Genomic DNA, 24,025 nt, shown 5'->3' on the forward strand with positions numbered 1-24,025 from the left:
CTGTTCACTTTTTATCCTTTATAATCTGGTTTCGGTATTCTGACGGCGATATTGAATAGTAGTTTCGAAATGCTTTACTAAAATAGTTCTTGTCCTTGTATCCCAGCATGTCTGAAATATCCTGAATTTTAAGTCCGGGGTCGTCCAGCAATTTCTGAGCCTTGTCCATTCTTACCTTCTGAACGTATTCATGAATACCGAAGCCAAACTGCTGCTTGAACAGCTTCATCAAGTATTCCCGACTTAAAAAGTATTTCTCTGTGAACATCGAGATCTTAATATCCTCAAAATAATGATTATCGATGTACTCTTTGATGTCATCCACACTAAAAGGTCGATTGCCTGCCATTTTCTCACGTATTTGCGTACTGTAGCGTTCAAGGACTTTCATTAGCAAATGCTCAAATTGTTCAAAAGTTGAAAAGTCAGTTCCGACTCCGAGTGCTCTTAGCGCCCGTTCTCCGCTAGAGGGAGGTGTACTGTCTGCAGGTACTCCAAGCTCAAGCGCGATATCGTTGAACAATACGACAACCTCCCGAATCATCCGATCGGCATCCCCGAGACTGAAGGAATCAGAGGATTGCACCTTTCGGGCAAATTCACCAAGTACTGTTCGCGCGTGATTCAAATTCCCGGACTCTAATGCATTACGAATAATCGGCATTCGGCTCGTTAAGGAATGGATATCCCGTACAGACAGCTTCTCATGTGTACCGATGACACCTGACCCCTTCATTTTCAACAGATCGATCTCAAGCACGGATAATCTTGCTGCTTCATACGAATGAGCTAATTCAAGTGGATCACTGCAAGGATGACCTACTCCGCCTGCAGACAATATACCGAACAATTTGCTAAGATTGGAGACTACCTGCTTCATTAACTGCTCCGAGCGGAAGGTCCAGTCCTGAGGATAGCCACCCGATATAGTATAAATAGCGATGATTTCACGCTCTTGCTTCGGATTAACAAAGCTAAAGCATTGCAGCCCATCACCCGACATTTCGTTTATTACATTTTCCACGGCAAAATACAGCAGCTCCACATCATGGTTAAAACGGCTGTCGCGAATTCCCTCCATATTGAGTACACGCAGCACTAATGCTCCGAATCGGTGATTAGGATCATCCCCACCAATCAACGACAAAAACGCATGATTGTTCCCTTTTTTAAAGCTGCCCTCAATAATGGAAAAGTATATCTTCTCTTTTAATTTCGGAAGCGACATATTATAGGCAATATTTTTAGTGATCGATTCCTGTCTGATTTCCCGTTTAGCCTCCAGCAGATCAATCGCCTTTCGAAGCGTCTGATTAAGATCCTGCCGATTAATCGGCTTGAGCAAATAATCCACTACCTTGGAGTGAATGGCCTGTCTGGTAAATTCAAAATCGTTATAACCGCTAATGACGATCGTCAACAGCTCAGGATATTGTTTCTCAACAACGCGTAAAAACTCTACTCCGTTCATTTCCGGCATCTTCATATCTACAACCACTAAATCAGGTCGATGACTCTCAATCATCTCAAGCCCTGATTTCCCGTTTGTAGCTTCGAGCACACTACTTACCTGTAGTCCCTTCCAATCTCCCAATATCGAAATTGCCTCGCGTAGCGGCTCTTCATCGTCAATAATCAGTACTTTATACATTGCTGCTGCCTCCCCGCGGTATTAACATCATCATCGTTGTTCCATTGCCACTGCTCTGAATAACAAGCTCCGCATCATCTCCATACAACAGCTTCAGACGGGTGTTCAGGTTCTTCAAACCGATATTTTCACCCTCCTGATCCTCCCATTGCGTTTGAAAAGACTGCAAAATCTGCTCCATTCGAGCTTCAGAAATGCCTGGTCCGTTATCATGAACAGTTATACAAGCACGCTTTCCCTCCAATTCGGCTCGGATCGTAACCGCAACTGGCTCAGATACCTTTTCTACGGCATGCTTGATCGAATTTTCAACCAATGATTGTACAGATAGCTTCGGAATTTGCAATTCCTGAAGTGACTCCTCCCAATCTACGTTCACTTCAAGACGACTGCCAAATCTAGCCTTTTGCAGAGCCAAGTAATGATCAATATGCTTAAGCTCCTCTCTGGCATACACAATATCTTTGCCACTGATACAGTATCTTAGTGTCAAAGCCAGCGCATCTACCATGTCAGCTACTTCGTATTCCCCGCTTTTAAGCGCTTTCGTAGAAATGGCTTGCAATGCATTGTATAGGAAATGTGGATTGATTTCAGCTTCAAGTGCTTTAAGAATGGCGTTCTTCTCTATTAGTTTCATTTTATAGCGTTCATTAATGAGATCATTGGTACGAATAACCATACGGTTGAAATGACGGGTTAAATAAGCTATTTCATCTCGGCCCTTAACCGGCGCCGACGCATCAAATGTTCCTTCGCTAAACCGTCTCATTTGCTGTGCCAGGTTATGAACCGGCTTAGTAATTGCATTAGAAATTAGTACAACTATAATAACTGAAATAACGAGGAATAAGAGACCGATCATATAGCTTATATTCCTTGTCGTTTCAGCGGCCTGATAAATATTTCTGTAAGATATTGGCTTAACCAGCTTCCACCCATCACTCTCTCCTACATTATAAACAACGAGGTACTTTCGATCCTCTTGATCCTTTGTTGTCCATTTTACAGGAGAAGGCGCATTGTTTTGCCCGATCTTATCCAGCAAGCCCTCCTGCTTCACTTCCTCATAGAACTCTAAATCGTCCACATGAAAAGGAACGTTATCAGGATTCAGAAATAAGAGGTGCTCCCCTTCCTCAAACGGAACATCCTTCATAATCTCATCTTTTACTGATGGCTTCAAATAAAAAGACACTACGGCCTTAGGATCTCTCGAGGCAATCGACCGCAATACGCGATGGTACGCCATAAAGCCCGGTTTATCATTGACTGCATAACCTGAAGTAGCATCCGGCTCTACAAAAGATTGAAAGGAACGATTTTGCGGACTGCTCATAGCCCTTGTATACCATGGCTGATCGGGAATTCCCGGCTCGTAGCTTACGCGAATTTTTATATCATACGCCTCTTGCGTAATAGAGTAATATTTTCCCTGATCGATCAAATACAGATATATCCCGTTCAAATCGTTCCGCGAGTAGAACATCTCTCTTAAATAATCCTCAATGTACATTTTTGAAGCATAATCCGTTCCTTCGTTAACGATAGCCCGAATCGTCTCATCGTAACGTATCAGAGGCAGGGACAATTGCTCAATATCACTAAAATAATCCTCAAGATTCTGATTCACCAGCTTCAGGTTATTCGTCGTACTTGCGATGCTATTGTTGACCGACTCCTTCTGAATCATTTGATATGAAATGATCGTAAGCGATCCAACAACCAAAATAATGATCGTCGTAAACAGCAGAACCAGCTTGTTGACCAGTTTTCGCGAAATTCGTTCTTTCAGCTGAAATAAAAACCGCTCTAGCCATTCCAACTTTCACTCACCTCCGGCACGCAATAGCATAGTTCACCTTTTTACCCTTAACTGTTTTCTTAAATCCATTTAGCCAGGATTTGCGCTGCTCTATAATAACATTATAACGAACTCCAACCATCACATTAACAAAATATCGCTAGAAAAAAGAGGTGCATTATGCTGAAATTAGGGAGAAAACGGGCTGAAAAGCTGGAATTCGGGATTTTTACACTTCCAATTCTTATTAGTATCATCGCAGTGTTCTACTATCCTTTCATCATGACCATTCGCTACTCCCTGACCAAATGGAACGGGATCTCCAAGCATCCGAAATTTATCGGATTGGATAACTTTAAACAAATTTTTCTGGGCGATACAAATTTCACGAACGCTGCATGGTTTACTGTCAAATACGCGATTCTGTATATCGTTCTAGTTAATGTAATAGCGATTCTACTAGCTCTTGTACTGGACATGAAGCTGAAAACAACAGCCTGGTTAAGAGCCGCATTCTTCATCCCATATATCCTTAGTTTAGTTATCGTCGGATTTATCTGGAAGTTTATCTTTATGCAAGGGTTTGAGTCTTTAGGGGAAAGTACTGGCTGGGGAATTTTTGATCTAAGCTGGTTGGGTGATCCTAATCTTGCATTTATATCTATTCTGCTCGTCTCGATCTGGCAATCCGTTGGTTTCTACATGGTCATTTACATCGCAGGTTTGCAATCGGTTCCAGATGATCTAAAAGAAGCGGCTACCGTTGATGGCGCAGGACCATTCCGCAGATTTTTCAGCATTACCCTGCCACTGCTTGCCCCATCGATTACAATTTCCGTCTTTATGGCACTTACGAACTCCATCAAAGTATTTGATGTCATCTTGTCGCTCACTGGAGGCGGCCCTGGCGGAACAACCTATAGCGTGGCTTACGATATTTATCGCGATACATTCCAGAATAACCTGTACGGATACGGTACAGCAAAAGCTCTCATTCTCTTCGTAGCCGTCCTTATCATTACAGTCATTCAGTTAACGATCTTCAAACGCAAGGAGGTTGAGGCATAATGAAACAAAGCAAAGCTGGACGCATTATCCTGGAAGTGGTTATGTTCATTCTTTCTCTGGCGTTCTTATATCCATTGGTTCTGACCATCATCAACTCCTTCAAAAGCTTCAAAGAGGTGATGACCGATGTGATCGCACTGCCTCAATCGCTTTCCTTTGAGAACTATGCGTATGTATGGAAATTCATCAATTATCCGCGTCTGTTTATGAACAATGCAATTATTACGCTCTTAGGACTTGTGGGAATTATACTGATCGCTTCCATTGCAGCCTATAAGCTTGCCCGGACCAAATCCCGCGCCAGCCTGATCATCTATTTCATCTGCATTATGCCGATGCTTATTCCATTCCAATCGATCATGCTTACCGTGCTTCAAATGGCAAAAGACTTCAATCTTTCCGATAGTACATGGGGACTTGGTCTATTATACTGGGGATTTGGCGCACCGCTTGCGCTCTTCATCTATCATGGATTTGTTAAAGGGATTCCGAAAGAAATCGACGAAAGTGCCACCATTGATGGAGCATCCGGGTTCAGACTGTTCTTTAGTGTCATATTCCCGCTGCTGAAATCCGTTACAACGACAATTATCATCATCGATGTGATGTGGATCTGGAATGACTTCCTGCTCCCGCTGCTGATGGTAAACGGTTCTCCTGCGACGAAGACGCTGACACTGGCTGCTTATACTTTTGTCGGCCAATACACCTCCGACTGGCAGTATGCAATGACCGCCATGGTCATGGCTGTTCTTCCTTCGATCATCGTATTCATCTTCCTGCAAAAATACATCGTCAAAGGCGTTGTGGCTGGTGCAGTCAAAGGCTGATCTGGCGATTATCGAAGAATGGGGCTGCCCAAACACATATTCGGATTCGATCCAACAGCTGAATTTTCGACTGTTGGATCAGTTTCGATAAGAATAAGGGAACGCACTTCCCTTATTTCCTTACAATTAATCCATTCTCATAAAGTAAGGGGAGTTATTTTTAATATTGTTCATAATCTTCTCCTTTTATCCGTAGCAACCCAACATACAACGTTAGAGTGCAGTTCCTTTTTTGGGTACAAACAACCGGGACATGTCAGCACACTCCAGTTCAAGCAATTTTACTTTTGTATGAACGCCTCCGGCGTACCCCGTCAAACTACCGTTTGAGCCTACAACCCGGTGACAAGGGATAATGATAGATATGGGATTATGCCCAACTGCTCCGCCTACCGCTTGACTTGACATGTTTTCTTTGTTCATCTTTGCCGCCATTTTTTTAGCAATGTCGCCATAGGTGATAACCTCGCCGTATGGTATTTCACATAAAATAGCCCATACATTTTGCCGGAATTCACCGCCGATCGGAGCCAGCGGCAATTCGGAAATGGCGGGCTTCTCACCTGCGAAATATCTGTCCAGCCATTTTTGGGCCGCGTCAAATACCGGCATATCGTCCTTTTCGGTCATTTGCTCGGATATGGCGGCACCGTGATATTTTTGCCCCTCGTTCCATACACCAACAAGATTATCGCCATCGCATGCAAGCGTAATTGTACCTACGGGTGACAGGTATGTTGTTGAATAGTACATATTGTACCTCCTTATAGCGAATTCCAAAGGCTGATGGTGGCGTAACTACGCCACGGTCGCCAGCTTTCAGCCATTTCCAACAATTTTTTTGATGTATTGGGCTGTAATGCTTTTTTCACGCCCGCGTCTGTTTCAAGAAAAGCGTCAGGCCATTCCATAGCACGCATGGCGATATACTGTGCTGTCCAGCTTCCAATACCGTGAATAGTCATCAGCTTTTTCATTTCTTCCTCCGGCTGGGCGCAAAGGTCAAAATCAATTTCTCCTTGCACGATTGTCCGTGCCAGTTCATAAATCGTTCTTGAACGAGCTGCGATAACACCTAATGGGCCAAAATGATTTTCAATCGGGCCATCCAGAGCTAATATAGCTTCGGGGGAGGGGAAAACATGGGTTAAGCCCTCAATTCCTGTTTGAACCGGCGTACCGTAGGCATCAACAATCCTTGCAGCCAATGTACTTGCCGCCTTGACGGTAATTTGCTGTCCAAGCACCGCCCGTACTGCCATTTCAAAGGCGTTGAAGCATCCCGGCACACGGGTTCCCAAAACGCAAAGTCCGGGTCGAATGTCGTTCATTACCCGGAGTGTTTCATACACCGCGTCCGGATCGCAATATAAGTCAAATAAGTGTCGTATCCGTGCCAATACTTGCGGAAGTACAGGCAACAAAGTTTCGCTCACGGTAACGCTCAATACGTTCTTTTTGGGCTTATGACCCACCCGTACCCAACCGTTCACATGCTTTCCTTCTGCATTTTCCAAATGAACGGTACGCATGTATTCACCGTTTTTTACAACTTCAATTCCTGTTATTGCGCGTCCGGCAAGGAAGTTCAGCATTTCTTCCCAACGATAGGGTGGACGATAGCCTAAAGCTAAAGTAATATTGCCATTCTTTTGCTTTCCTGCTGCACTTTGTTTTCTTAATGTTGTTGGCGTAAGATTATAATGCTTTTTGAAAAGGTCATTAAAACGTCTTAAACTTCCAAAGCCCGCCGCCATAGCAACATCAATTATATTTAAATTCGTATCTGTAATTAAATTTTTAGCAAGAAGCAAACGGCATGTTTGAAGATACTGTACAGGAGATACGTTGTATTCTGTTGTGAATACTCGTCGTAAATGCCGGTCAGTGCAACCCAGCCGCCCGGCAAGTTCGTCTAAATTCTGTCCCGTTCCGCAGTTTTTCTCTAACATTCTTGCGGCCTTATGAGCCAACACAGTAGTAGCGTCAGTTATGGAAGTGCCGGGTGCAAGTTCCGGTCTACACAAAAGGCAAGGTCGGTATCCCGCTAGTTCGGCTTCCGCTGCGGTAGAATAGAACGTGCAGTTTTCAGCTTTTGGTTGCCGCGCCCGACATACAGGGCGACAATAAATTCTGGTGGACGATATACCTACAAAGAAGCGTCCGTCAAAACGTGCATCTTTTGCTACAAATGCAGCGTACAGGCCGTTATCGTTTGTTATCATTATTTTTCGCCTCCTTGTCTAATTTTTATTTCATTATCTCATATTCATTAAAATTTTCTGGCTATTTTCGGACATGGTTTTATAATAAGCAGAATTAAAATCCGGTATTTCTAATCTGCTTATTTTCGGGCGCATGCTAAATGAGAGCGCATTGCTATAAAACAATGCACTCTCATTTAGGATTATAATATTGCGTATTTAGTTGCTGTTTTGTATTGCTCGCTATTATCGGAAGTCATCATTGAACTTTGCTTTTTACCATTATTTTTTGCATGATATAAAGCTTTGTCAGCAGTTTCGGTAGAAGTAAAGGAAGTGGTGTACTTCTGATATTATAATGATGATAATGATAATACTAATGCAACACTACACTTATAATTCTGGAGGTGCAGGTTTTATGCACAATAAACGAATTTCTGAAATCCCCTTATCCATACTAGACCTTTCTCCAATCATAGAAGGAAATACGGCCGCCTCATCTCTGCAAAATACGCTCGATCTGGCACAGCACGCTGAGAAATGGGGATATCACCGATTCTGGCTAGCCGAACACCATAACATGCCGGGCATCGCCAGCTCTGCTACCTCTATCGTGATCGGATATGTTGCTGCCGGAACAAAGACGATTCGCGTTGGCTCGGGCGGCATTATGCTGCCAAATCATGCACCATTGATCGTTGCCGAGCAATTTGGCACTCTTGAATCCCTGTTCCCGGGACGTATCGATCTGGGGCTTGGCAGAGCACCGGGCTCCGACCCGTTAACATCTCAGGCTCTTCGGCGCGGCCCCGGCAGTGACGGACAAGATTTCCCGGAAAGACTGCGTGAGCTTCGTGCTTATTTCAATCCCGTGGAAGGCTCCTCCCCACGGATTCGAGCCATCCCTGGCGAGGGTCTAAATGTTCCGATCTGGCTGCTTGGCTCCAGTGGGTTCAGCGCACAGCTCTCTGCTGCGCTCGGATTGCCCTTTGCTTTTGCCAGTCATTTTGCACCGGATTATTTGCTCCCTGCACTTGAGCTGTACCGAAACAACTTCCGCCCTTCGGAAGTGTTGGAGGAACCCTATGCCATGGTCGCCGTAAATGTCATCGTCGCAGATACGGATGAAGAAGCACAAAGGCTGGCAACATCTCAACAGCAGCAATTCCTTAATCTGATCCGCCGACAAACCGGACCGCTTCGTCCTCCCGTGGATGATATAGAGAGAATATGGAGCCCCGAAGAGAAGGCCCTTATTCAGAGACAGCTCGGCTTTTCCGCGATCGGTTCTCCTTCTACCGTTCGGGCAAAGCTTGAGGAAATTGTTCAAGTGACCCAAGCAGACGAGCTTATTGTAGCTGCCCAAATCTATGATCACTCCGCGCGGTTACGCTCATATGAGCTTTTAGCGAAATTAGCCAGACTGAATGAATCGTAAATTAAATATTGATCTTATATTCTCAATGGAATCTATATTACGGATAGACACATGCCCTGCTTCAGCTTATTTGTGAAGCAGGGCATGCTTGCTATGTTGTGCAGTTGTTCCCGGATCAAAGCTGCTTCGCCTAGAAACCCTTTACATAATCCATTGATGTCATCTCCCAGTAGATTTTGAGCACGAAATGTTTCAAGAGGGATTAGAGTGTAATGTAAATTGCTCCGCTAGCTGCCTCCACTTCTGTCTCGTAGACGATAACAGATCCATGATCCGGTTCCTGGACCTTCCCTGAATTCAAATCAATCTTCCAATCATGCAGCGGGCAATGTACTGCCGAGCCGCACACCATACCTTCGGATAACCGTCCTCCTTTATGAGGGCAATGATTCTCGATCGCTCGGATGCTGCCATCACTGAGCCGAAAAATCGCAATCTCTTTATCTCCTACCGAGAACGTTCTCGAGCCCTGTTCATCTATATCCTGTACATTAGCCACCATTATTTTAGTTATCATCGCAATCTCTCCTATACTTGGACTCCTTGCAGAGATTCAAAGTTTTTGCGTAATTCTTTATTCTCAATGATTTCCTTCCACGGGTCCGTTGTATGGCTTAAAGTTTCTTTAATCCGTTCAGCCAAAGCTTGGCGCTCCTCCGCATCACTCAAAGCAGCTTTAATTGTGTCCAGACCGACACGTTCCAGCCACTGAGCGGTACGCTCGTTCCAACTCGCTTGTTCCCGATAATATTGGAGGTACGCTGCGGTCCACTCCATGACTTCATCCTCACTCTTGACCGTGCAGAGCAGATCAGCCGCTCTGACCTTTACGCCACCATTTCCGCCAACGTAAATCTCCCAGCCACCATCAATTGCAACAACGCCAAGATCTTTGATCGTCGCCTCTGCGCAATTTCGAGGACACCCGGACACAGCAAGCTTAACCTTGCCCGGCGTGTTCAGCCGTTCAAATGCCTTCTCAAGGCGAATTCCCATACTGATAGAGTCCTGTGTGCCAAATCTGCAAAATGTAGATCCTACGCAGGTCTTCACGGTACGTAATGTCTTTCCGTAAGCATGACCGGATGGCATATCAAGCTCTTCCCATACTTTCGGCAAATCATCCTTCTTCACTCCAAGCAGGTCAATCCGTTGACCACCCGTGAATTTCACCATAGGAACCTCATATTTCTCTGCCACCTCTGCTATACGTTTAAGATCAGCAGGTGAGGTTACACCACCGTAAATCCGCGGAACGACAGAAAACGTACCGTCCTTTTGAATGTTCGCATGGTAGCGCTCGTTTGCGAATCGGGATTCTTTTTCGTCTCTGTATTCTGTTGGCCAGATCATTCCTAAATAGTAGTTCAGCGACGGTCTGCACTTCGAGCAGCCCTCAGGCTGATTCCAATCGAGCACATGAATCACTTCTTTAACACTCTTTAGTCCCATCGTCTTGATGCTCTCTACAATCTCGTCGCGACTCAAGGTGGTGCAGCCGCAAATCCCCTCTTTGACCGGCTCGCCGCTGGGACCATCCCCATACAGCTCCAGCAATCCTGCAACTAACGGCTTACAGCCTCCGCATGAACCGGACGCTTTCGTGCAGGATTTGATTTCTCCAACAGAACTGCAACCATTACGCACCGCATCGACGATAGTTCCTTTCGTTACTCCGTTACAACCGCATATGATTTCGTCATTGGCCATAGCCTCTAGCCGCGCTGACTGTGAGTTGCCCCCAGCTGGTTGACCAGCCGGATAACCAAGAAGGAGCTCCTTCTCTTTCCCGGCTACGCATTCACCACTCTTAATTTTGGAAAAGAGCTCCGCTCCATCCGATATATCACCAAACAAAACAGCTCCAACCAACCTGTCGTCCTGCAAAACAATCTTCTTGTATGTTCCTTCGATATCGTCCTGGATACGCAGGGACCGCGTTTGCGGCGATTCATTGAAATAACCCGCAGAAAATACATCTACGCCGGACACCTTCAGCTTCGTAGAAGTCACCGAACCTTCATAGCCAGGAGCATCCAGACCTGCTAGGCGTTTTGCTAGAACATTGCCTTGCTCATATAACGGAGCCACCAGCCCGTAGGCAATTCCCCGATGCTCGGCACATTCACCAACTGCATAAATTTCTGGAATACTCGTCTCCAGGTAATCATTTACTATAATGCCGCGTCCAACCTCGATTCCCGAGGATTTGGCAAGCTCGATGTTAGGCTTAATTCCCACCGCCATAACAATCAAGTCTGCTGAGAGCTCAGTCCCATCGGCAAATTGAAGTCCTTCTGCACGACGTCCCCCGACTATGCCGGAAGTCTGCTTCTGCATTAGGAACTTCATGCCTTGGGCCTCAAGCTCCTTTTGGAGCAGCTTGGCTGCCGGCTCATCCAATTGGCGTTCCATTAAATAGGAATTGATGTGAATGACTGAAACATCCATTCCGAGATGAAGCAATCCTCTTGCTGCTTCCAATCCCAAGAGCCCCCCACCGATTACAGCCGCCTTGCTATATTTTTTCGATGCTTCCATCATCAAATTGCAATCATGGATATCCCGAAATCCGATAACACCTTCTTTATTAGCACCTGGTAGTGGAAGCATAAATGGATTCGAGCCAGTAGCCAGAATCAAGGCATCATACGGAGCACGCACACCAGATTCAGACATCACATATCGATTCGTTGTATCGATAACTGTAACCGCATCACCAGTATGCAAATGAATATGATTCTCTGTGTACCAATCCCAATCGTTGATGACGATTTCCTGCATATCTGCTCCACCTGCCAGCACAGAAGACAACATAATCCGGTTATAATTCGGATACGGCTCAGCCCCGAATATCGTGATTTCATAAGTGTCAGGAGCCAGCTTCAACACATGCTCAATTGTACGAACACCAGCCATTCCATTGCCGACCATCACTAGTTTTTTCTTTTCTCTCATATTCATCTTCTCTCCTCCCGACTGGAATTGAACTTTGAACTGCCTTATTAAAATCAGAAAAAGCCTACCTTCACCTCGGAATACACACATGCACCTTGAAATACATGTAGTTCCTTATACAGGCGAAGACAGGCTCCATTGCCGCTTCTGGCGAACACCCCATTGTGTTCGGTTTGAGCTATTAAATTGGTTGTGATGAGACTTACTATAAATAAGGATTTTAATTATGTCAATATTTATAACATAATTTTTATTTTATTAATTTTAATGTAATATAATCTAACGTAATTATGTAATTTACAGACAAATCAATATATTTTTTGCATAAAATCATTGAAATTTCCGAAAGTATATTGATTTTTCAGAAAAACGGCGCGAAAATACATCTATAAAATTAAAGTTTAAAATTTATATGTCAGGTTTTTTAACTAATTGATTGCATTCACATATCCAATGTTCGTATGATAGGAGGGTTAATCTCCCGATGCGTTTTTTACTGGTCGTTCGCGAATTCGCCTCCCCACTTGCTGAAGAGACATGTACAAAGAGATCAAATATTTCAACAGGTACCGCGGATCCGGAATACTTACTGAAGACGAATGGCTATCAGGTATTTTCCTCAGATCTCGAAGCTGAAATCTATGGCTCAGTTAAAGAAGCTGACGCTGCTATTCTCCAATTACCGATTGCTGGCATCAAAGTCTGGAGTGAGCTGCTGCATAAGCGGAAAGCACTTCCTCTCTTGTGGTGGTGCAGCCCAGAGGCAGCATCAGCCTCTCTGCAGGCCTGCGAGGAAGACGTGCCGATCGATGGTATTTTAACACCTACGATGACTGCACAGGAGCTGCACTGGAGTCTTCATTTTGGCGCGAAGCATTTCATCGAGAGGCAGCAATGGCAAACAGAACGTGCCGGATTAGTATCCAGACTGGAAGAAAGAAAATGGATAGATCTGGCCAAGGGAATTCTGTGTGATGTCAATAGAATTTCCGAGGCGGAGGCTTACGATGTACTTCGTAAACGGGCTATGAACGAACGAAAACGGATTGTAGATATCGCAACAACCATCGTTAAAGCACATCAACAGTTAAGAACATAGTCAGTAAAAGGAGGACCGCTGAATGAACATGATCGATATCTTGAAGGAAGTGGGACGTGGAAAAAGAGGAGCTCGTGATCTCACCTATGAAGAAGCATGTTATGCGGCAGAACAAATCCTGACCCAAAAAGCCTCGCCAGCACAAATCGGTGCTTTCTTCCTCGCAGAACGAATTAAGATGGAGAATGTGGATGAGCTTTACGCCTTCATAATGATATGTCGCAAATACGCCCAGCGTTCACAGGTTCAAGCAGGGATTGATTGCGCCGGCCCTTACGATGGCAGAGCTACTTCCTTTATGGCTACCTTCGCTACATCCTTTGTGCTAGCTTCCGCAGGACTTCCCGTAACCTTACATGGCACTGCCTCTCTCCCTCCAAAATGGGGCGTAACGGTCTATGATCTTTTAAGTGAAAGAAGCAAAATACCGCCTACTCGCAGCCTCTCGCTTCACGCCGCTGAACTCACAAACGTCCTGTTTGTATCTGCTGAAGAATGGTGTCCGCCACTTAAAGAGCTTCGCCCAATCCGGGAGGAATTAGGCTTGAGAACAACACTTAATACAATTGAGAAGCTTATAGATTACAGCTACTCTCCCTACCTTGTATACGGGGTTTACCATAATACCGTGTTCGATCGAATGTCACAGCTTATTATGCAGCTAGGTTATCGCAAAGCGCTCATTGTGCAAGGCCCTGAAGGCTCGGAGGATGTATACATTAATCGTCCAACCCGTACCTATGTCGTTGAAGGAGATAAGGCTGAACTGCAAATTATTGACCCTGAGCTGTATGGTCTTGATGCCACCCCTCCAGAGGTCCATTGGACCGCAGCTGAACAGCTAAGAACTGCAGAACAGGTGCTAACAGGTGAAGCGCACATTGCATTTATTCATCAAGTCATTCTAAACGGCGCTGTTCGCCTTCATATCGCTGAGAAAGTAGATTCCATCGAAGAAGGAATTTATACCTGTAAAGCTCTTTTGGAGGAAGGGGCTCCTTATGCAATATATCAAAAATGGCTTAGCGCCATGACTCACCATTCCCCTGAGCAAACTGTGGCGAACGGATCAAGCTATTCTGGATGATAGCATAGAATAAGGGACTCGATAGGATGAAAAATTCCCGTCGAGTCCCCCACTTATTTTAATTAGTTATCTGCCGTAGTGACGAATTTTCCCTTCAGCCTGCAGCTTATTGAGAACCTCAAATACTTGTCCATTCTGTAATACCGCAAAAGGTGGACAGTGAATCTGGTATAGATCAATTCGTTCGCGTTGCAGGCGTTTTAGACTATCTTCACAATAATTGTGTATAGATTGTTCAGAGTATGTGTTCAGATTATGAACATCTCCGGCTCGGCAAAACTTGGTCGCTATATAAATTTCATCTTGAACCAAGCAGCCGCCTCCGCAACCTCGCTAGAGGTAAGCTGATGACCGAACTGCTCCCAATGGACGCTTACCGATGCACCCGCTCCAGTCAGCAGGGACTCCAAATCCTCTGTTTCACTTGGCGGACACATCCGGTCATTGCTTCCTGCAGCGATAAACACAGGAACGTCCTTTAGATCAGGCAATTCTATTTCACGCCTTGGAACCATAGGATGATGCAGTATCGCTCCGCGTAAGGCATCCTTATAATGGAACAGCAGACTTCCGGCAATGTTCGCGCCATTGGAATAACCTACTGCGATGATATTTTCACGGTTGAAGCCATATTGCTGCGACGTTTCATCCAGAAATCGATTTAATTCCCCGGTTCGGAAGATCAAATCCTCTTCATCAAACACACCTGCTGACAGTCTGCGAAAAAAACGAGGCATCCCATTCTCCAGCACATTTCCCCTTACACTTAAAACGGATGAGGTGGGAGATATTATTTCCGCCAAAGGCAGCAAGTCATCTTCATTCCCTCCTGTACCATGCAATAAAAGCAGTGTAGGTGCATCGAGGTTAGTCCCTTGCTTAAAAATATGCTTCATTCTATATCCTCCTTACAGGTAACTTACAAACTCCGATACAGGCTTGCGATAGCCGCGTGGACGCTGGCTTGACGTATCCTCTTTCCCAATCGAAATCAGCATGGCAGGGATAGTTGATTCCGGAATGGATAATGCTTCACGAAGTGCTTCCGGGTCAAAGCCGATCATCGGGCACGTATCCCAGCCTTGATCTTTCGCAATGAGCATCAGTTGCATAGCAGACAGACTTGCGTTTCTGATCGCTTCATCACGCTTGAAGACATCTCCCCCTGTTTCATAAAAAGAGACCACCGACTCTACTTCTCTATCAAATTCCTGCTTATTGATCACGCCGAGATTAAGCAGGCCTTCATTTATTTTGTCCACATCTTTATAAGCATCCATACGTCCTAATACAACAATAACAGCCGAAGAGGTCAAGATTTTATACTGCTTGTTGGCAGCCTCATATACTTTTTGTTTGAGCTCCGGGTCCCGAATCACCATATAATGAGCATGCTGCAGGTTGAACGCCGAGGGTGCAAACTTCACCAGCTGAAAAATTTGATCCAGATCCTGATCCGTGATCTCTACACCTGTCATAAATTTATTCGCCGATCTCCGTGATTTGATTAAAGAAGTAAAATCGTTCATATTATTAGCTCCTATTCACACAAAATATTTTTTCATCATTAAAATAACAAAGCATCCAAAGAATATGCTCCCGCACCGGATATAGCAATGCTTACCGCTGCTGCGATAATCAACAAGTTAAACTCATATCCGTTTGCCGTAGACCAATAGCCATTTTTACCATGTACAGTAGCAATTGCTATGATCATCGTAATCACTATAAGCCCAGCTCCAACAGGAGTCAACAAGCCTGAAGCGAACAAAACTCCGCCTACTAACTCTGACAATCCGGCCATAACCGCCATAGCAACTCCCGGCTTCATACCGATCGATTCGAACCATCCGCCAGTTCCTTTCACACCGTACCCACCAAACCAACCAAACAGCTTCTGAGCTCCATGTCCTACAAACGATAAACCAACCACCAAACGTATAATCAACAAACTTAATGCTATAGTCATTATGAATTGCTCCTTTTTATAAATTTTTATATTAAGAATCTTAAAATTGAGATACTTGACCGAAAGAAAAGCGGCTCTTTTTCATTCCGCAATTCTGTTATCTATTTATAGCCTGCTTGAGCATATTTCCCCATCTTCTTTAAAAGCCGAGCCGCTACTCGCTTCTCTTCCTCATCCAGACCACCAAGTGCCGCATCGATCACTTCCGCATGTTTCGGGAAAATTTCCTCGAAAAACTGCTTCCCCTGATCCGTAATCTCTGCATAGATTAACCGGCGATCTTCGGTACAATCTCTGCGACGAACGTAAAGCTTCTTCTCAAGCTTGTCAAGCACATAGGTGATATTACCACTGCTCATAAGTACTTTGCCGCAAATCTGCTGAATCGGTTGAGGGCCTTTATGATACAAAAGATCGAGCACTCCAAATTCGGTTCTTGTCAAATCATGTGACTTAATATTGCGATCCGAATAAGCATTGACCCATTGACTAGCACGCGATAACGCGACAAACAGATCCAACGATTCTTCCTTGCCATGCTCCATCTCTGCACCTTCCTTCAATTAAAAATCAAATTGCCTCATTTCAATTTATCTTAATATTAAGATACTTTGTTTCGAGATAGTTGTCAAGCACTTTATAGTAAAGCCTGCCTCATCAGAGAATAAGCTCCAATTAAACAGGCTGTTATATTCACTACATATTATTTAGCTGTGAATCCACCATCAATCGGAAGCTCAATACCTGTAATGAAAGAAGATTCATCTGATGCTAGGAACAATACCCCTGCCGCAATATCTTGAGCTTCACCCAAGCGAGGAAGCGGGGTTACAGAATCGAACCAGGCTTTCATTTTGTCGTCTTTCATCAAATCATCTGTCATCGGAGTTCTGATGATCCCTGGATGTACGGAATTCGCACGGATATTATGCTTCGCAAAATCAACGGCTGTAGCCTTAGTCAACATACGAACTGCGCCTTTACTTGCAGTATATGGACCCGAACCGTTCGCTCCCGTTAAGCCAGCTATCGAGGAGATGTTAACGATAGAACCTCCTCCGTTCTCAATCATATGAGGAACTACGTATTTCTGTCCGAAGAATACACTCTTTACGTTGATGTCCATTACCTTATCCCATTGCTCAGTGCTTGTTTCTAACAAAGGTGTAGGGCTGGACACACCCGCATTGTTAACGAGAATATCGATCTTACCGTATTTTTCAATCGCTGTGTCGACAACACGCTTCCAGTCTTCTTCCGAAGTAACGTTTTGAACTACGCCAATCGCATCTCCGCCGTTATTTATAATTTCTTGTGCAGTTTGCTTAATCTTTTCTTCTTGGATATCCGTAATAACAAGTTTCGCTCCTTCCTTCACAAAAAGAAGAGCATCTTCTTTCCCCATACCACCTGCTGCACCAGTAATAATAGCTACTTTATTGTCTAATCTTCCCACTTCTGTTCATCCTCCTGTTGTTAGCGATCTGAGGGGCTTCATCTTAGAGCCGAACCAGAGCATTTTCAGACTCTTAAAAAAATACTGAATTTTAATAAACAAATGTTTAAATAACTACTATTTAAATATTACTGCAGTCATTTTACACAGTCAAATCTCATATGATTTGGTTCTTAAGGGTAGTTATAATATGATAGATGTAGAGTAAGTTGATAAAGTAACATAGTTCAAATTACGAATCTCAGGAGGTAATAATATGGATTTCAAAAATAAGACCGCAATCATTACCGGAGCAAGCAAAGGGATCGGCAAAGCAATCGCCACTGCTCTCGCTAAAGAGGGTGTTCACTTAGGACTGATCTCTCGATCCACCACTGACCTGGAAGAATTGCAGCACTCTCTGCGCAACGAATATTCCGTTAATGTACATATAGCATCAGCGGATGTTTCGAATCGCATTGAAGCGGAAGCAGCTGTTCAAAGCCTTCAAAAAGAGCTGGGCAGCATAGACATCCTGATTAATAATGCCGGGATCGCTAAATTCGCTACACTTCTCGATATGGACCCAAGCGAATGGGAACGGATTATACAAGTCAACCTTATGGGAACGTACTATATCTCTCGCGCTGTACTTCCTTATATGTTAAATCAAAACAGCGGAAACATTATCAACGTAGCTTCTACAGCGGGTGAACGAGGTTTTGCGACCGGGTCTGCTTACTGTGCTTCGAAGTTTGCATTGCTTGGTCTAACGGAATCGCTTCTTCAGGAAGTTCGTAAATCCAATATCCGCGTTGTCGCATTAACGCCAAGTACAGTGAATACAGAATTGGCTCTAAATGCCGGGCTGAAAATCGGAGACGAGGATCGTATGATGCAGCCGGAGGATGTAGCTGAGCTAGCTGTAGCAACACTTCGCCTTCCAGAACGGGTCTTCGTCAAAACTGCAGGTATTTGGACAACAAATCCCCAATAACAGCTAAGAAAAGAACCTCCAATTCCCACTCAATGCAAGTGGTTTTGGAGGTTCTTTTTTGATTTTTTATGATTAGTATCTAAATTGGAATTTTGTAGAAATCTCCGTCCCATATTTGATAACGACTGTTCACGGCAAAACCTTCAGGTGATGAGTTGGAATGGATATAACAGCCGTCGATGCCCATCCGTTGGGCTCCTTCCATATCGGTTCTAGGGTCATTGCCGACCATAATAGCCGATGACAAATCCGCATGATACTTATCCTCTAAATATTTATAAAACAACGGGTCTGGTTTGCTTATCCCTGCCTCAGAGGAGATGGCAATCCCGTCAAACAGCTCATAAATACCTAACGTTCGAAGCTCTGCTTCCACATAAGTCTTTTGACCATTAGATAGTAAAAATACGTCTTTCCCCTGCTCCTTCAGCTTCACTAGCATCTCTCTGACGCCATCATACAAAGCCAGATGACGCATAGACAATATGCGAAACCATCTCACGGTCTCATCAAGCCATTCCGTATCGGGGTTACCGCCCAGAGCTTGCCCTACTACCTTCAACACATCCTGCATCACAAAATCGGGAAACTCACAATGCTGAGCAGCTTCCTCCATTTGCACTTCGATTTCCTTTGCTACTAACGTTTTGAGATGTTGTCCCGATATCTCCATTCCACTGTAACGAAAATGAAAAGCCAGAGTCTCCCATACTTTGAGATCCTCTTCATCGGTATGAATGTCGATCAATGTCCCATACAAATCGAATATGTAGGTCTGATACCCCATAACAGCCTCCTTGACAACTATTTCGATGTTCAACTTACAAGTTCATCTAATAGTTTCAATTCGATTCGAAGGCATGAATGTCCTGCCTAATCTGAAGTTCGTTTATCTTGACCAATTCAAGGCAAACCGCAGAGCTCTACTGATTAATGCGGGCAATACCGATACATGGCCCTCATCCTCAAATTCCTTAAATTCTGCAGCCACACCCCGATTGACATAAGCGGATAGACGCCGGGACAATTGACGAGCACGATCACTATTACGTGATATATGAGTTTTTTCAAATTCCCCTGCTCCTAAATCACAGAAAACAGCATGGTCTTCGATTCAATTTGTATGATGCATATTAACGAGTTAACACAATCTTATAGTCCTTCTCCAAATACTTATGAATACGCTGGAAGTCTGTCTTGGTTAGCTCGCTGAGCCGTTTGTTATTTTGCAGCTCCCGCCCCATAATAATCCCTATGGTCTGTCCTGCCAAAGCCGTTGTAGCCATTATTCGTGCACTTCCATACGCTTTGATTGTAGCACCAACATTTTTCCCTGCAACTACGACGTTATCATAAGATTTTAACTGGAAAGAACGAAGCGGAATCCCGTATTTGTCAGGCTTGCCATACCCCACTCCTTTTTTTACCGTACGCGTAGCTTGCAAATCCACAGGATAACCGCCAATCGTCACACTATCCCAAAACATAGTGTTAGACATTAAATCTGGATAGTCGAGTACATATTTTGTCTCGTACCGATTGTAATCACGAATATATAGATATTCCGGAAACCCGTTCAGCTCAGCCTTCTCGAAGCCAGGAATATGCTTTCGCAAGTATTTTAAAACATGGGGAGCCTCTTCCGTCCCTTTTTTCACAGCGTTAGCCACCGATTTAGGATCGGAAGGATCAACATCATAGATCAATAGTGCGTTGATAATGACTTCTCCATCCTTTTGATACGTAGCATTCAGACCTCTAAGCATAAGCTGGGAATTCTGTGGTTTATAATCAAATGTCAAATTACCAAAACCGGTGGCGAAATTCCAGTCCACGTATGTATTCGCACCATACTTTTTTCTTACGTTCGTAAGTGGATAATCCTCCAGTACTTTTTGGTGCAGCTTGCCCCAGCTAATATTTTTGAACTTAAGTACATAAGTGGCAGCCATGTAGTCTGGCTTATTGACCTTAGATATGACCTCCATTCCAGAAATTCGAGTACCTCCAAGCTTGCTGGTTAATGCGTTAAAATCCGTATTTTCCACCCAATACTCCGACGTTATTGTATACTTGCTTCCATCCTTGGCCCGATAGGTTAAAGATTTCACTGACTTATCGGCATCCTTAGTGTCGATCTCCACCGATTCAATAACAATGCTGTTCTTGATCGGAATATCCTTAATCAGTCTCTTATAATAACTCTCAAAGGACGATAATTTTCGTATGGTTCCCGCGTTATATCCATTAAACAAGTTCTTAATCTCACCTTGAATCAGGCTACGCCCCTTGTTGTCATTCACTGGATCTAACACAAGCATTTGTCCCTGAATAAGTTCTCCTCCGGCTTTGCTGCGTGGATCAAGAATGATTACGTTTAAACCGTTTTCTTTTGCGGCTTTGGCAAGCAATACACCTTGCAACTCGCTTCCGATAACTACGACATCAAAATCGTTTGATGACTTACTCTTTGCCGCCGCTTCAGCAGTTGATATCCCCCCCGAAAGCTGGATTACTAACGCCATCACCAGAGTTAAAACACACAACCTCATCCAAGTCATTCTCGTTAGCATAACGTACGATATCTCTCCTTCCGATCTGGAAAAATTGCCCATTATCCAACATTTTAATTTGCACTAATATCCACCATCGTACTATAAATTGAAATAATTAACTGTATTTATCTTCATTCAATTTATCATTTTAGATTGAGCCAGCATATATTAAATTATAATGTTAGGTAATATAATAATATTTGTAATAACAAATATATTCAAAGGAGATTACCATGAGCTTTCATCAAGATTTTGTCTGGGGCGCAGCTACTGCGGCTTATCAAATTGAAGGGGCTGCCCGTGAGGATGGAAAAGGCCCCTCTGTCTGGGATATGTGCTCCCGAATTCCCGGGTTTGTCAAAGACGGACATACGGGAGACATCGCATGCAATCATTATTATCGCTATAAGGAAGATGTTCAGTTAATGAAAGAGATTGGCCTTGGTGCCTATCGCTTATCCATTTCATGGCCACGGGTACTGCCGGAAGGCACGGGGCGTTTAAATGAGAAAGGTCTTGATTTCTATGACCGTTTGATTGATGAGCTGCTGAACAATGGAATTACGCCGTATGTTACTCTGTTTCACTGGGACTACCCTCAAGAGCTGTTCAAGCGTGGCGGCTGGCTTAACCCAGACAGCCCGGATTGGTTCGCTGAATATACCAAAGTGATTTCTGACCGTCTGTCAGACCGTGTTACCAACTGGTTCACACAGAATGAACCACAATGCTACCTTGGTCTCGGACATAGCACCGGAACTCATGCTCCAGGGCTAAAGCTCGGCCATGCCGAGTTCCTGCAAGCTACACATAACTCGCTGCTGGCTCACGGCAAAGCGGTACAAGTGCTGCGCCAAACTTCCAGGCGTCCTTGTCAAATTGGCTACGCTCCGGTTGGAATCACTTCATATCCCTCCGACCCAGCACCGGACAACATCGAAGCGGCTAGACAACGTACCTTTAGCATCACAGAGCCTCACTTCTGGATGAATACGTGGTATATGGACCCTGTGTTACTTGGGCGTTATCCAGAGGATGGATTACAGGTGTTCGAGCCATGGCTGCCGGAAATAAAATCAGGAGATATGGAGACCATATGCCAGCCTCTCGATTACTTAGGATTGAACATTTATCATGGCACACCAACTCAAATGGGTTCAGACCATAAGCCTGAGGTCATTCCAAACCACGACGGATATCCTCAGACCCTTATCAGATGGACGGTGTCGCCGGAGTCACTATATTGGGGGCCGAAGTTTTTCCATGAAAGATATGGCCTACCTATCGTTATTACGGAAAATGGCCTGTCCAGTATGGATTGGGTGAGTCTTGACGGCAAAGTGCATGATGCCCAGCGTATAGATTTCCTCCATCGTTATCTTCGCGAATATCGCCGAGCTGCTGCGGACGGTGTACCTGTGAAGGGATACTTCTGTTGGTCGTTCATGGACAATTTTGAATGGGCAGAGGGGTATAATGAGCGTTTTGGTCTAGTGCATGTCGATTACCGTGACGGCAAACGTACGATCAAGGACTCCGGGTACTGGTACAAATCTGTGATTGAAAGTAACGGAGATAAACTGTAGACCTTCTGGGTGAGTGTGAAGTTCAAAAAATGTAAAAATATTGCATTTTTTCAGGCTTTTCTAGTAATATTCAGGGTTTTCATTCATAAAACGGAACTTTTGCCACTAGCGTTGCATCAAACTGGAGCATGAACGTCAAATGTGACGTAGAAATGGTCGGGAGACAAGCCGAAGCATCCCTGGCAGAATCCACATTTAACAGTTTCAGACATTAACAAATGATGGTTTGATTCGGTACGTTATCCTTAGTCATCTCCTTATTGTTGAGGCGTTTTTTATGGATAACGCGTAGGTAACTCAACAATAGGAGATGTCTTCTTTTTTGTCTGCGGAATTTAATGCAACGCTAGTGCACTTTTGCAGCTTTTTATTTACAGTGCGTCTTTTTGTCGCCTAATACCTTCCATAAAATAATCCATCGCTTGGATAAACTCATTCGGGAGACTATCCACATTTAAATAACCCGTCATCTCCTGTTTAATCATTTCAGTATTGTCTCCATGCTGGGCTACAAATAAAGCAAATTGTTCCCAGCGGTGGATGTCCCGATAGAACTCGCTTTTTTCTGTCGGTATACCGTGTGACTCCACGAAAATTTCCGCTTCATATTGACGCATCCGAGTAAGAAGCGCCAGGAAATTGCCTGGTGTATAATAACGCGGGCCTCCATAAATCGATGGCCCAAGGGCATCGCCCATAAATAGCGTTTTGTCTTCTCTTACATACACATAACAGCTATCTGCTGCGTGGTCGCCTCCTACAAGCTCAACGTCACAGATCACCCCGCCAAGATCGATTTCCAATTGTTCCTTAAATACGAGATCTGGAACGATGACCCGAATACCGGATACATCCGAATATTCTTTAGTTATATCAGACGAGCTCTGGTCATTAATAATGCCCTTGTCCTCAAGCTCTCGGAGCGTCTCCTTTGACCACTCCAAACCTGCGAGCTGGCGCAGCATTTCGGATGTTCCAGACTGTGCAATCACTGGGATGTTCCAGGCTGGAAGACCAAAGGTATGATCCCAATGCCAATGTGTAAGCACTACATAATCGGGTGATGGATGTCCTTCTTGCTTTAAATAGCTCTGAAAAAGAGCTGCATGCTTTGGCGAATTCCCTGCATCAATTAATAATGTTTTGTCGGCTCCCTTTACTACAGCCAAAATGGGGCGATCCGTCTCATGCTCGGCATGCATGATCGTAATATGTTCACTGATTCGTTCGAAACGTGTCATCATTAGCTTCTCCTTCACTTTTTACAAAAAAGTACTTGATATTCTTTTTATTAAACTTAATAATAGGAAGCTGAACTTACTTTTTAATAGTATATTGTATTTT

The 24,025-nt window shown here is 44.2% G+C and carries 21 protein-coding genes and 2 pseudogenes; 7 read left to right on the forward strand and 16 right to left on the reverse strand.

Features of this window, described 5'->3' with window-relative positions; all coding sequences use genetic code 11:
- Positions 1-4: 4 nt before the first annotated feature.
- Both BLS49_RS12445 and BLS49_RS12450 read right to left on the reverse strand, forming a co-directional pair.
- Positions 5-1,651 carry a response regulator transcription factor gene (locus tag BLS49_RS12445; protein ID WP_091230593.1) on the reverse strand — a complete coding sequence of 549 codons (1,647 nt, stop codon included), beginning with the start codon at positions 1,649-1,651 and terminating at the stop codon, positions 5-7.
- Positions 1,644-3,476, reverse strand: coding sequence for a cache domain-containing sensor histidine kinase (locus BLS49_RS12450; RefSeq protein ID WP_245742368.1), 1,833 nt, complete (start codon positions 3,474-3,476; stop codon positions 1,644-1,646). The genes BLS49_RS12445 and BLS49_RS12450 overlap by 8 nt, the downstream gene beginning before the upstream one ends.
- Positions 3,477-3,635: 159 nt before the next feature.
- Between BLS49_RS12450 and BLS49_RS12455 the strand changes: the two genes are divergently transcribed.
- Complete coding sequence (locus BLS49_RS12455; RefSeq protein WP_091230596.1) at positions 3,636-4,523, forward strand: carbohydrate ABC transporter permease; 888 nt, start codon at positions 3,636-3,638, stop codon at positions 4,521-4,523.
- Positions 4,523-5,353 carry a carbohydrate ABC transporter permease gene (locus BLS49_RS12460; RefSeq protein ID WP_091230599.1) on the forward strand — a complete coding sequence of 277 codons (831 nt, stop codon included), beginning with the start codon at positions 4,523-4,525 and terminating at the stop codon, positions 5,351-5,353. Before BLS49_RS12455 ends, BLS49_RS12460 begins: the two co-directional genes overlap by 1 nt.
- Positions 5,354-5,566: 213 nt before the next feature.
- Here BLS49_RS12460 and BLS49_RS12465 read toward each other — a convergent pair whose 3' ends face one another.
- Together BLS49_RS12465 and BLS49_RS12470 are read right to left on the reverse strand one after the other, a co-directional pair.
- A complete protein-coding gene (locus tag BLS49_RS12465; protein WP_091230603.1) occupies positions 5,567-6,106 on the reverse strand; it encodes a methylated-DNA--[protein]-cysteine S-methyltransferase in 540 nt (179 codons plus the stop codon).
- Positions 6,107-6,117: 11 nt separating this feature from the next.
- Entirely contained in the window at positions 6,118-7,578 is a 1,461-nt protein-coding gene (locus BLS49_RS12470) for an AlkA N-terminal domain-containing protein (RefSeq protein ID WP_091230606.1), read from the reverse strand.
- A gap of 397 nt (positions 7,579-7,975) precedes the next feature.
- Here BLS49_RS12470 and BLS49_RS12475 point away from each other — a divergent pair, with 397 nt between their 5' ends.
- Complete coding sequence (locus BLS49_RS12475; protein ID WP_091230609.1) at positions 7,976-8,995, forward strand: LLM class flavin-dependent oxidoreductase; 1,020 nt, start codon at positions 7,976-7,978, stop codon at positions 8,993-8,995.
- Between the two features lie 202 nt (positions 8,996-9,197).
- Here the strand turns inward: BLS49_RS12475 and nirD are convergent, their stop codons facing one another.
- The gene (nirD, locus tag BLS49_RS12480; protein ID WP_175471399.1) at positions 9,198-9,512 is read right to left on the reverse strand and encodes a nitrite reductase small subunit NirD; all 315 of its coding nucleotides are present in this window, start codon (positions 9,510-9,512) and stop codon (positions 9,198-9,200) included.
- An 11-nt stretch (positions 9,513-9,523) separates the two neighbouring features.
- Positions 9,524-11,953 (reverse strand): nitrite reductase large subunit NirB, encoded by a 2,430-nt coding sequence (gene nirB, locus BLS49_RS12485; RefSeq protein ID WP_091230788.1) that lies wholly within the window; start codon positions 11,951-11,953, stop codon positions 9,524-9,526.
- Positions 11,954-12,437: 484 nt separating this feature from the next.
- Here nirB and BLS49_RS12490 point away from each other — a divergent pair, with 484 nt between their 5' ends.
- Both BLS49_RS12490 and BLS49_RS12495 read left to right on the forward strand, forming a co-directional pair.
- The gene (locus tag BLS49_RS12490) at positions 12,438-13,052 is read left to right on the forward strand and encodes an ANTAR domain-containing response regulator (protein WP_091230613.1); all 615 of its coding nucleotides are present in this window, start codon (positions 12,438-12,440) and stop codon (positions 13,050-13,052) included.
- 22 nt (positions 13,053-13,074) lie between these two features.
- Complete coding sequence (locus BLS49_RS12495) at positions 13,075-14,139, forward strand: anthranilate phosphoribosyltransferase (RefSeq protein WP_091230616.1); 1,065 nt, start codon at positions 13,075-13,077, stop codon at positions 14,137-14,139.
- A 72-nt stretch (positions 14,140-14,211) separates the two neighbouring features.
- Here the strand turns inward: BLS49_RS12495 and BLS49_RS12500 are convergent.
- From BLS49_RS12500 to BLS49_RS12525, 6 genes and pseudogenes are all read right to left on the reverse strand, one after another.
- Positions 14,212-14,445: pseudogene (locus tag BLS49_RS12500) on the reverse strand (aldo/keto reductase); the annotation flags it as partial.
- Positions 14,427-15,035 carry an alpha/beta hydrolase gene (locus BLS49_RS12505; protein ID WP_091230621.1) on the reverse strand — a complete coding sequence of 203 codons (609 nt, stop codon included), beginning with the start codon at positions 15,033-15,035 and terminating at the stop codon, positions 14,427-14,429. The pseudogene BLS49_RS12500 and the gene BLS49_RS12505, both read right to left, overlap by 19 nt.
- 12 nt (positions 15,036-15,047) lie before the next feature.
- Positions 15,048-15,668, reverse strand: coding sequence for a nitroreductase family protein (locus BLS49_RS12510; RefSeq protein ID WP_091230623.1), 621 nt, complete (start codon positions 15,666-15,668; stop codon positions 15,048-15,050).
- Positions 15,669-15,706: 38 nt separating this feature from the next.
- Positions 15,707-16,108 carry a DoxX family protein gene (locus tag BLS49_RS12515; RefSeq protein WP_091230626.1) on the reverse strand — a complete coding sequence of 134 codons (402 nt, stop codon included), beginning with the start codon at positions 16,106-16,108 and terminating at the stop codon, positions 15,707-15,709.
- Between the two features lie 101 nt (positions 16,109-16,209).
- Complete coding sequence (locus tag BLS49_RS12520) at positions 16,210-16,653, reverse strand: MarR family winged helix-turn-helix transcriptional regulator (protein WP_091230629.1); 444 nt, start codon at positions 16,651-16,653, stop codon at positions 16,210-16,212.
- A 158-nt stretch (positions 16,654-16,811) separates the two neighbouring features.
- Positions 16,812-17,564, reverse strand: a complete 753-nt coding sequence (locus tag BLS49_RS12525) for an SDR family NAD(P)-dependent oxidoreductase (protein WP_091230632.1) — start codon at positions 17,562-17,564, stop codon at positions 16,812-16,814.
- Positions 17,565-17,820: 256 nt separating this feature from the next.
- On the opposite strand from BLS49_RS12525, the gene BLS49_RS12530 reads away from it, so the two are divergent.
- A complete protein-coding gene (locus BLS49_RS12530) occupies positions 17,821-18,540 on the forward strand; it encodes a 3-ketoacyl-ACP reductase (RefSeq protein ID WP_091230634.1) in 720 nt (239 codons plus the stop codon).
- A gap of 79 nt (positions 18,541-18,619) precedes the next feature.
- Here the strand turns inward: BLS49_RS12530 and BLS49_RS12535 are convergent, their stop codons facing one another.
- The 3 genes and pseudogenes from BLS49_RS12535 to BLS49_RS12545 all read right to left on the reverse strand — a co-directional run bounded on the left by BLS49_RS12535 (position 18,620) and on the right by BLS49_RS12545 (position 21,113).
- Positions 18,620-19,327: an HAD family hydrolase gene (locus tag BLS49_RS12535; RefSeq protein WP_091230637.1), complete on the reverse strand. Its 708-nt coding sequence runs from the start codon at positions 19,325-19,327 to the stop codon at positions 18,620-18,622.
- 102 nt (positions 19,328-19,429) lie between these two features.
- A pseudogene (locus tag BLS49_RS25305) lies at positions 19,430-19,627 on the reverse strand (alpha/beta hydrolase); the annotation flags it as partial.
- A gap of 46 nt (positions 19,628-19,673) precedes the next feature.
- Positions 19,674-21,113 (reverse strand): FAD-dependent oxidoreductase, encoded by a 1,440-nt coding sequence (locus tag BLS49_RS12545; protein WP_091230640.1) that lies wholly within the window; start codon positions 21,111-21,113, stop codon positions 19,674-19,676.
- A 215-nt stretch (positions 21,114-21,328) separates the two neighbouring features.
- Here BLS49_RS12545 and BLS49_RS12550 point away from each other — a divergent pair, with 215 nt between their 5' ends.
- A complete protein-coding gene (locus BLS49_RS12550; RefSeq protein ID WP_091230644.1) occupies positions 21,329-22,681 on the forward strand; it encodes a GH1 family beta-glucosidase in 1,353 nt (450 codons plus the stop codon).
- A 371-nt stretch (positions 22,682-23,052) separates the two neighbouring features.
- Here BLS49_RS12550 and BLS49_RS12555 read toward each other — a convergent pair whose 3' ends face one another.
- The gene (locus BLS49_RS12555) at positions 23,053-23,925 is read right to left on the reverse strand and encodes an MBL fold metallo-hydrolase (RefSeq protein ID WP_245742369.1); all 873 of its coding nucleotides are present in this window, start codon (positions 23,923-23,925) and stop codon (positions 23,053-23,055) included.
- Positions 23,926-24,025 lie beyond the last annotated feature (100 nt).

It is taken from the genome of Fontibacillus panacisegetis, assembly GCF_900102215.1.
GTDB classification, from domain to species: Bacteria; Bacillota; Bacilli; order Paenibacillales; family Paenibacillaceae; genus Fontibacillus; species Fontibacillus panacisegetis.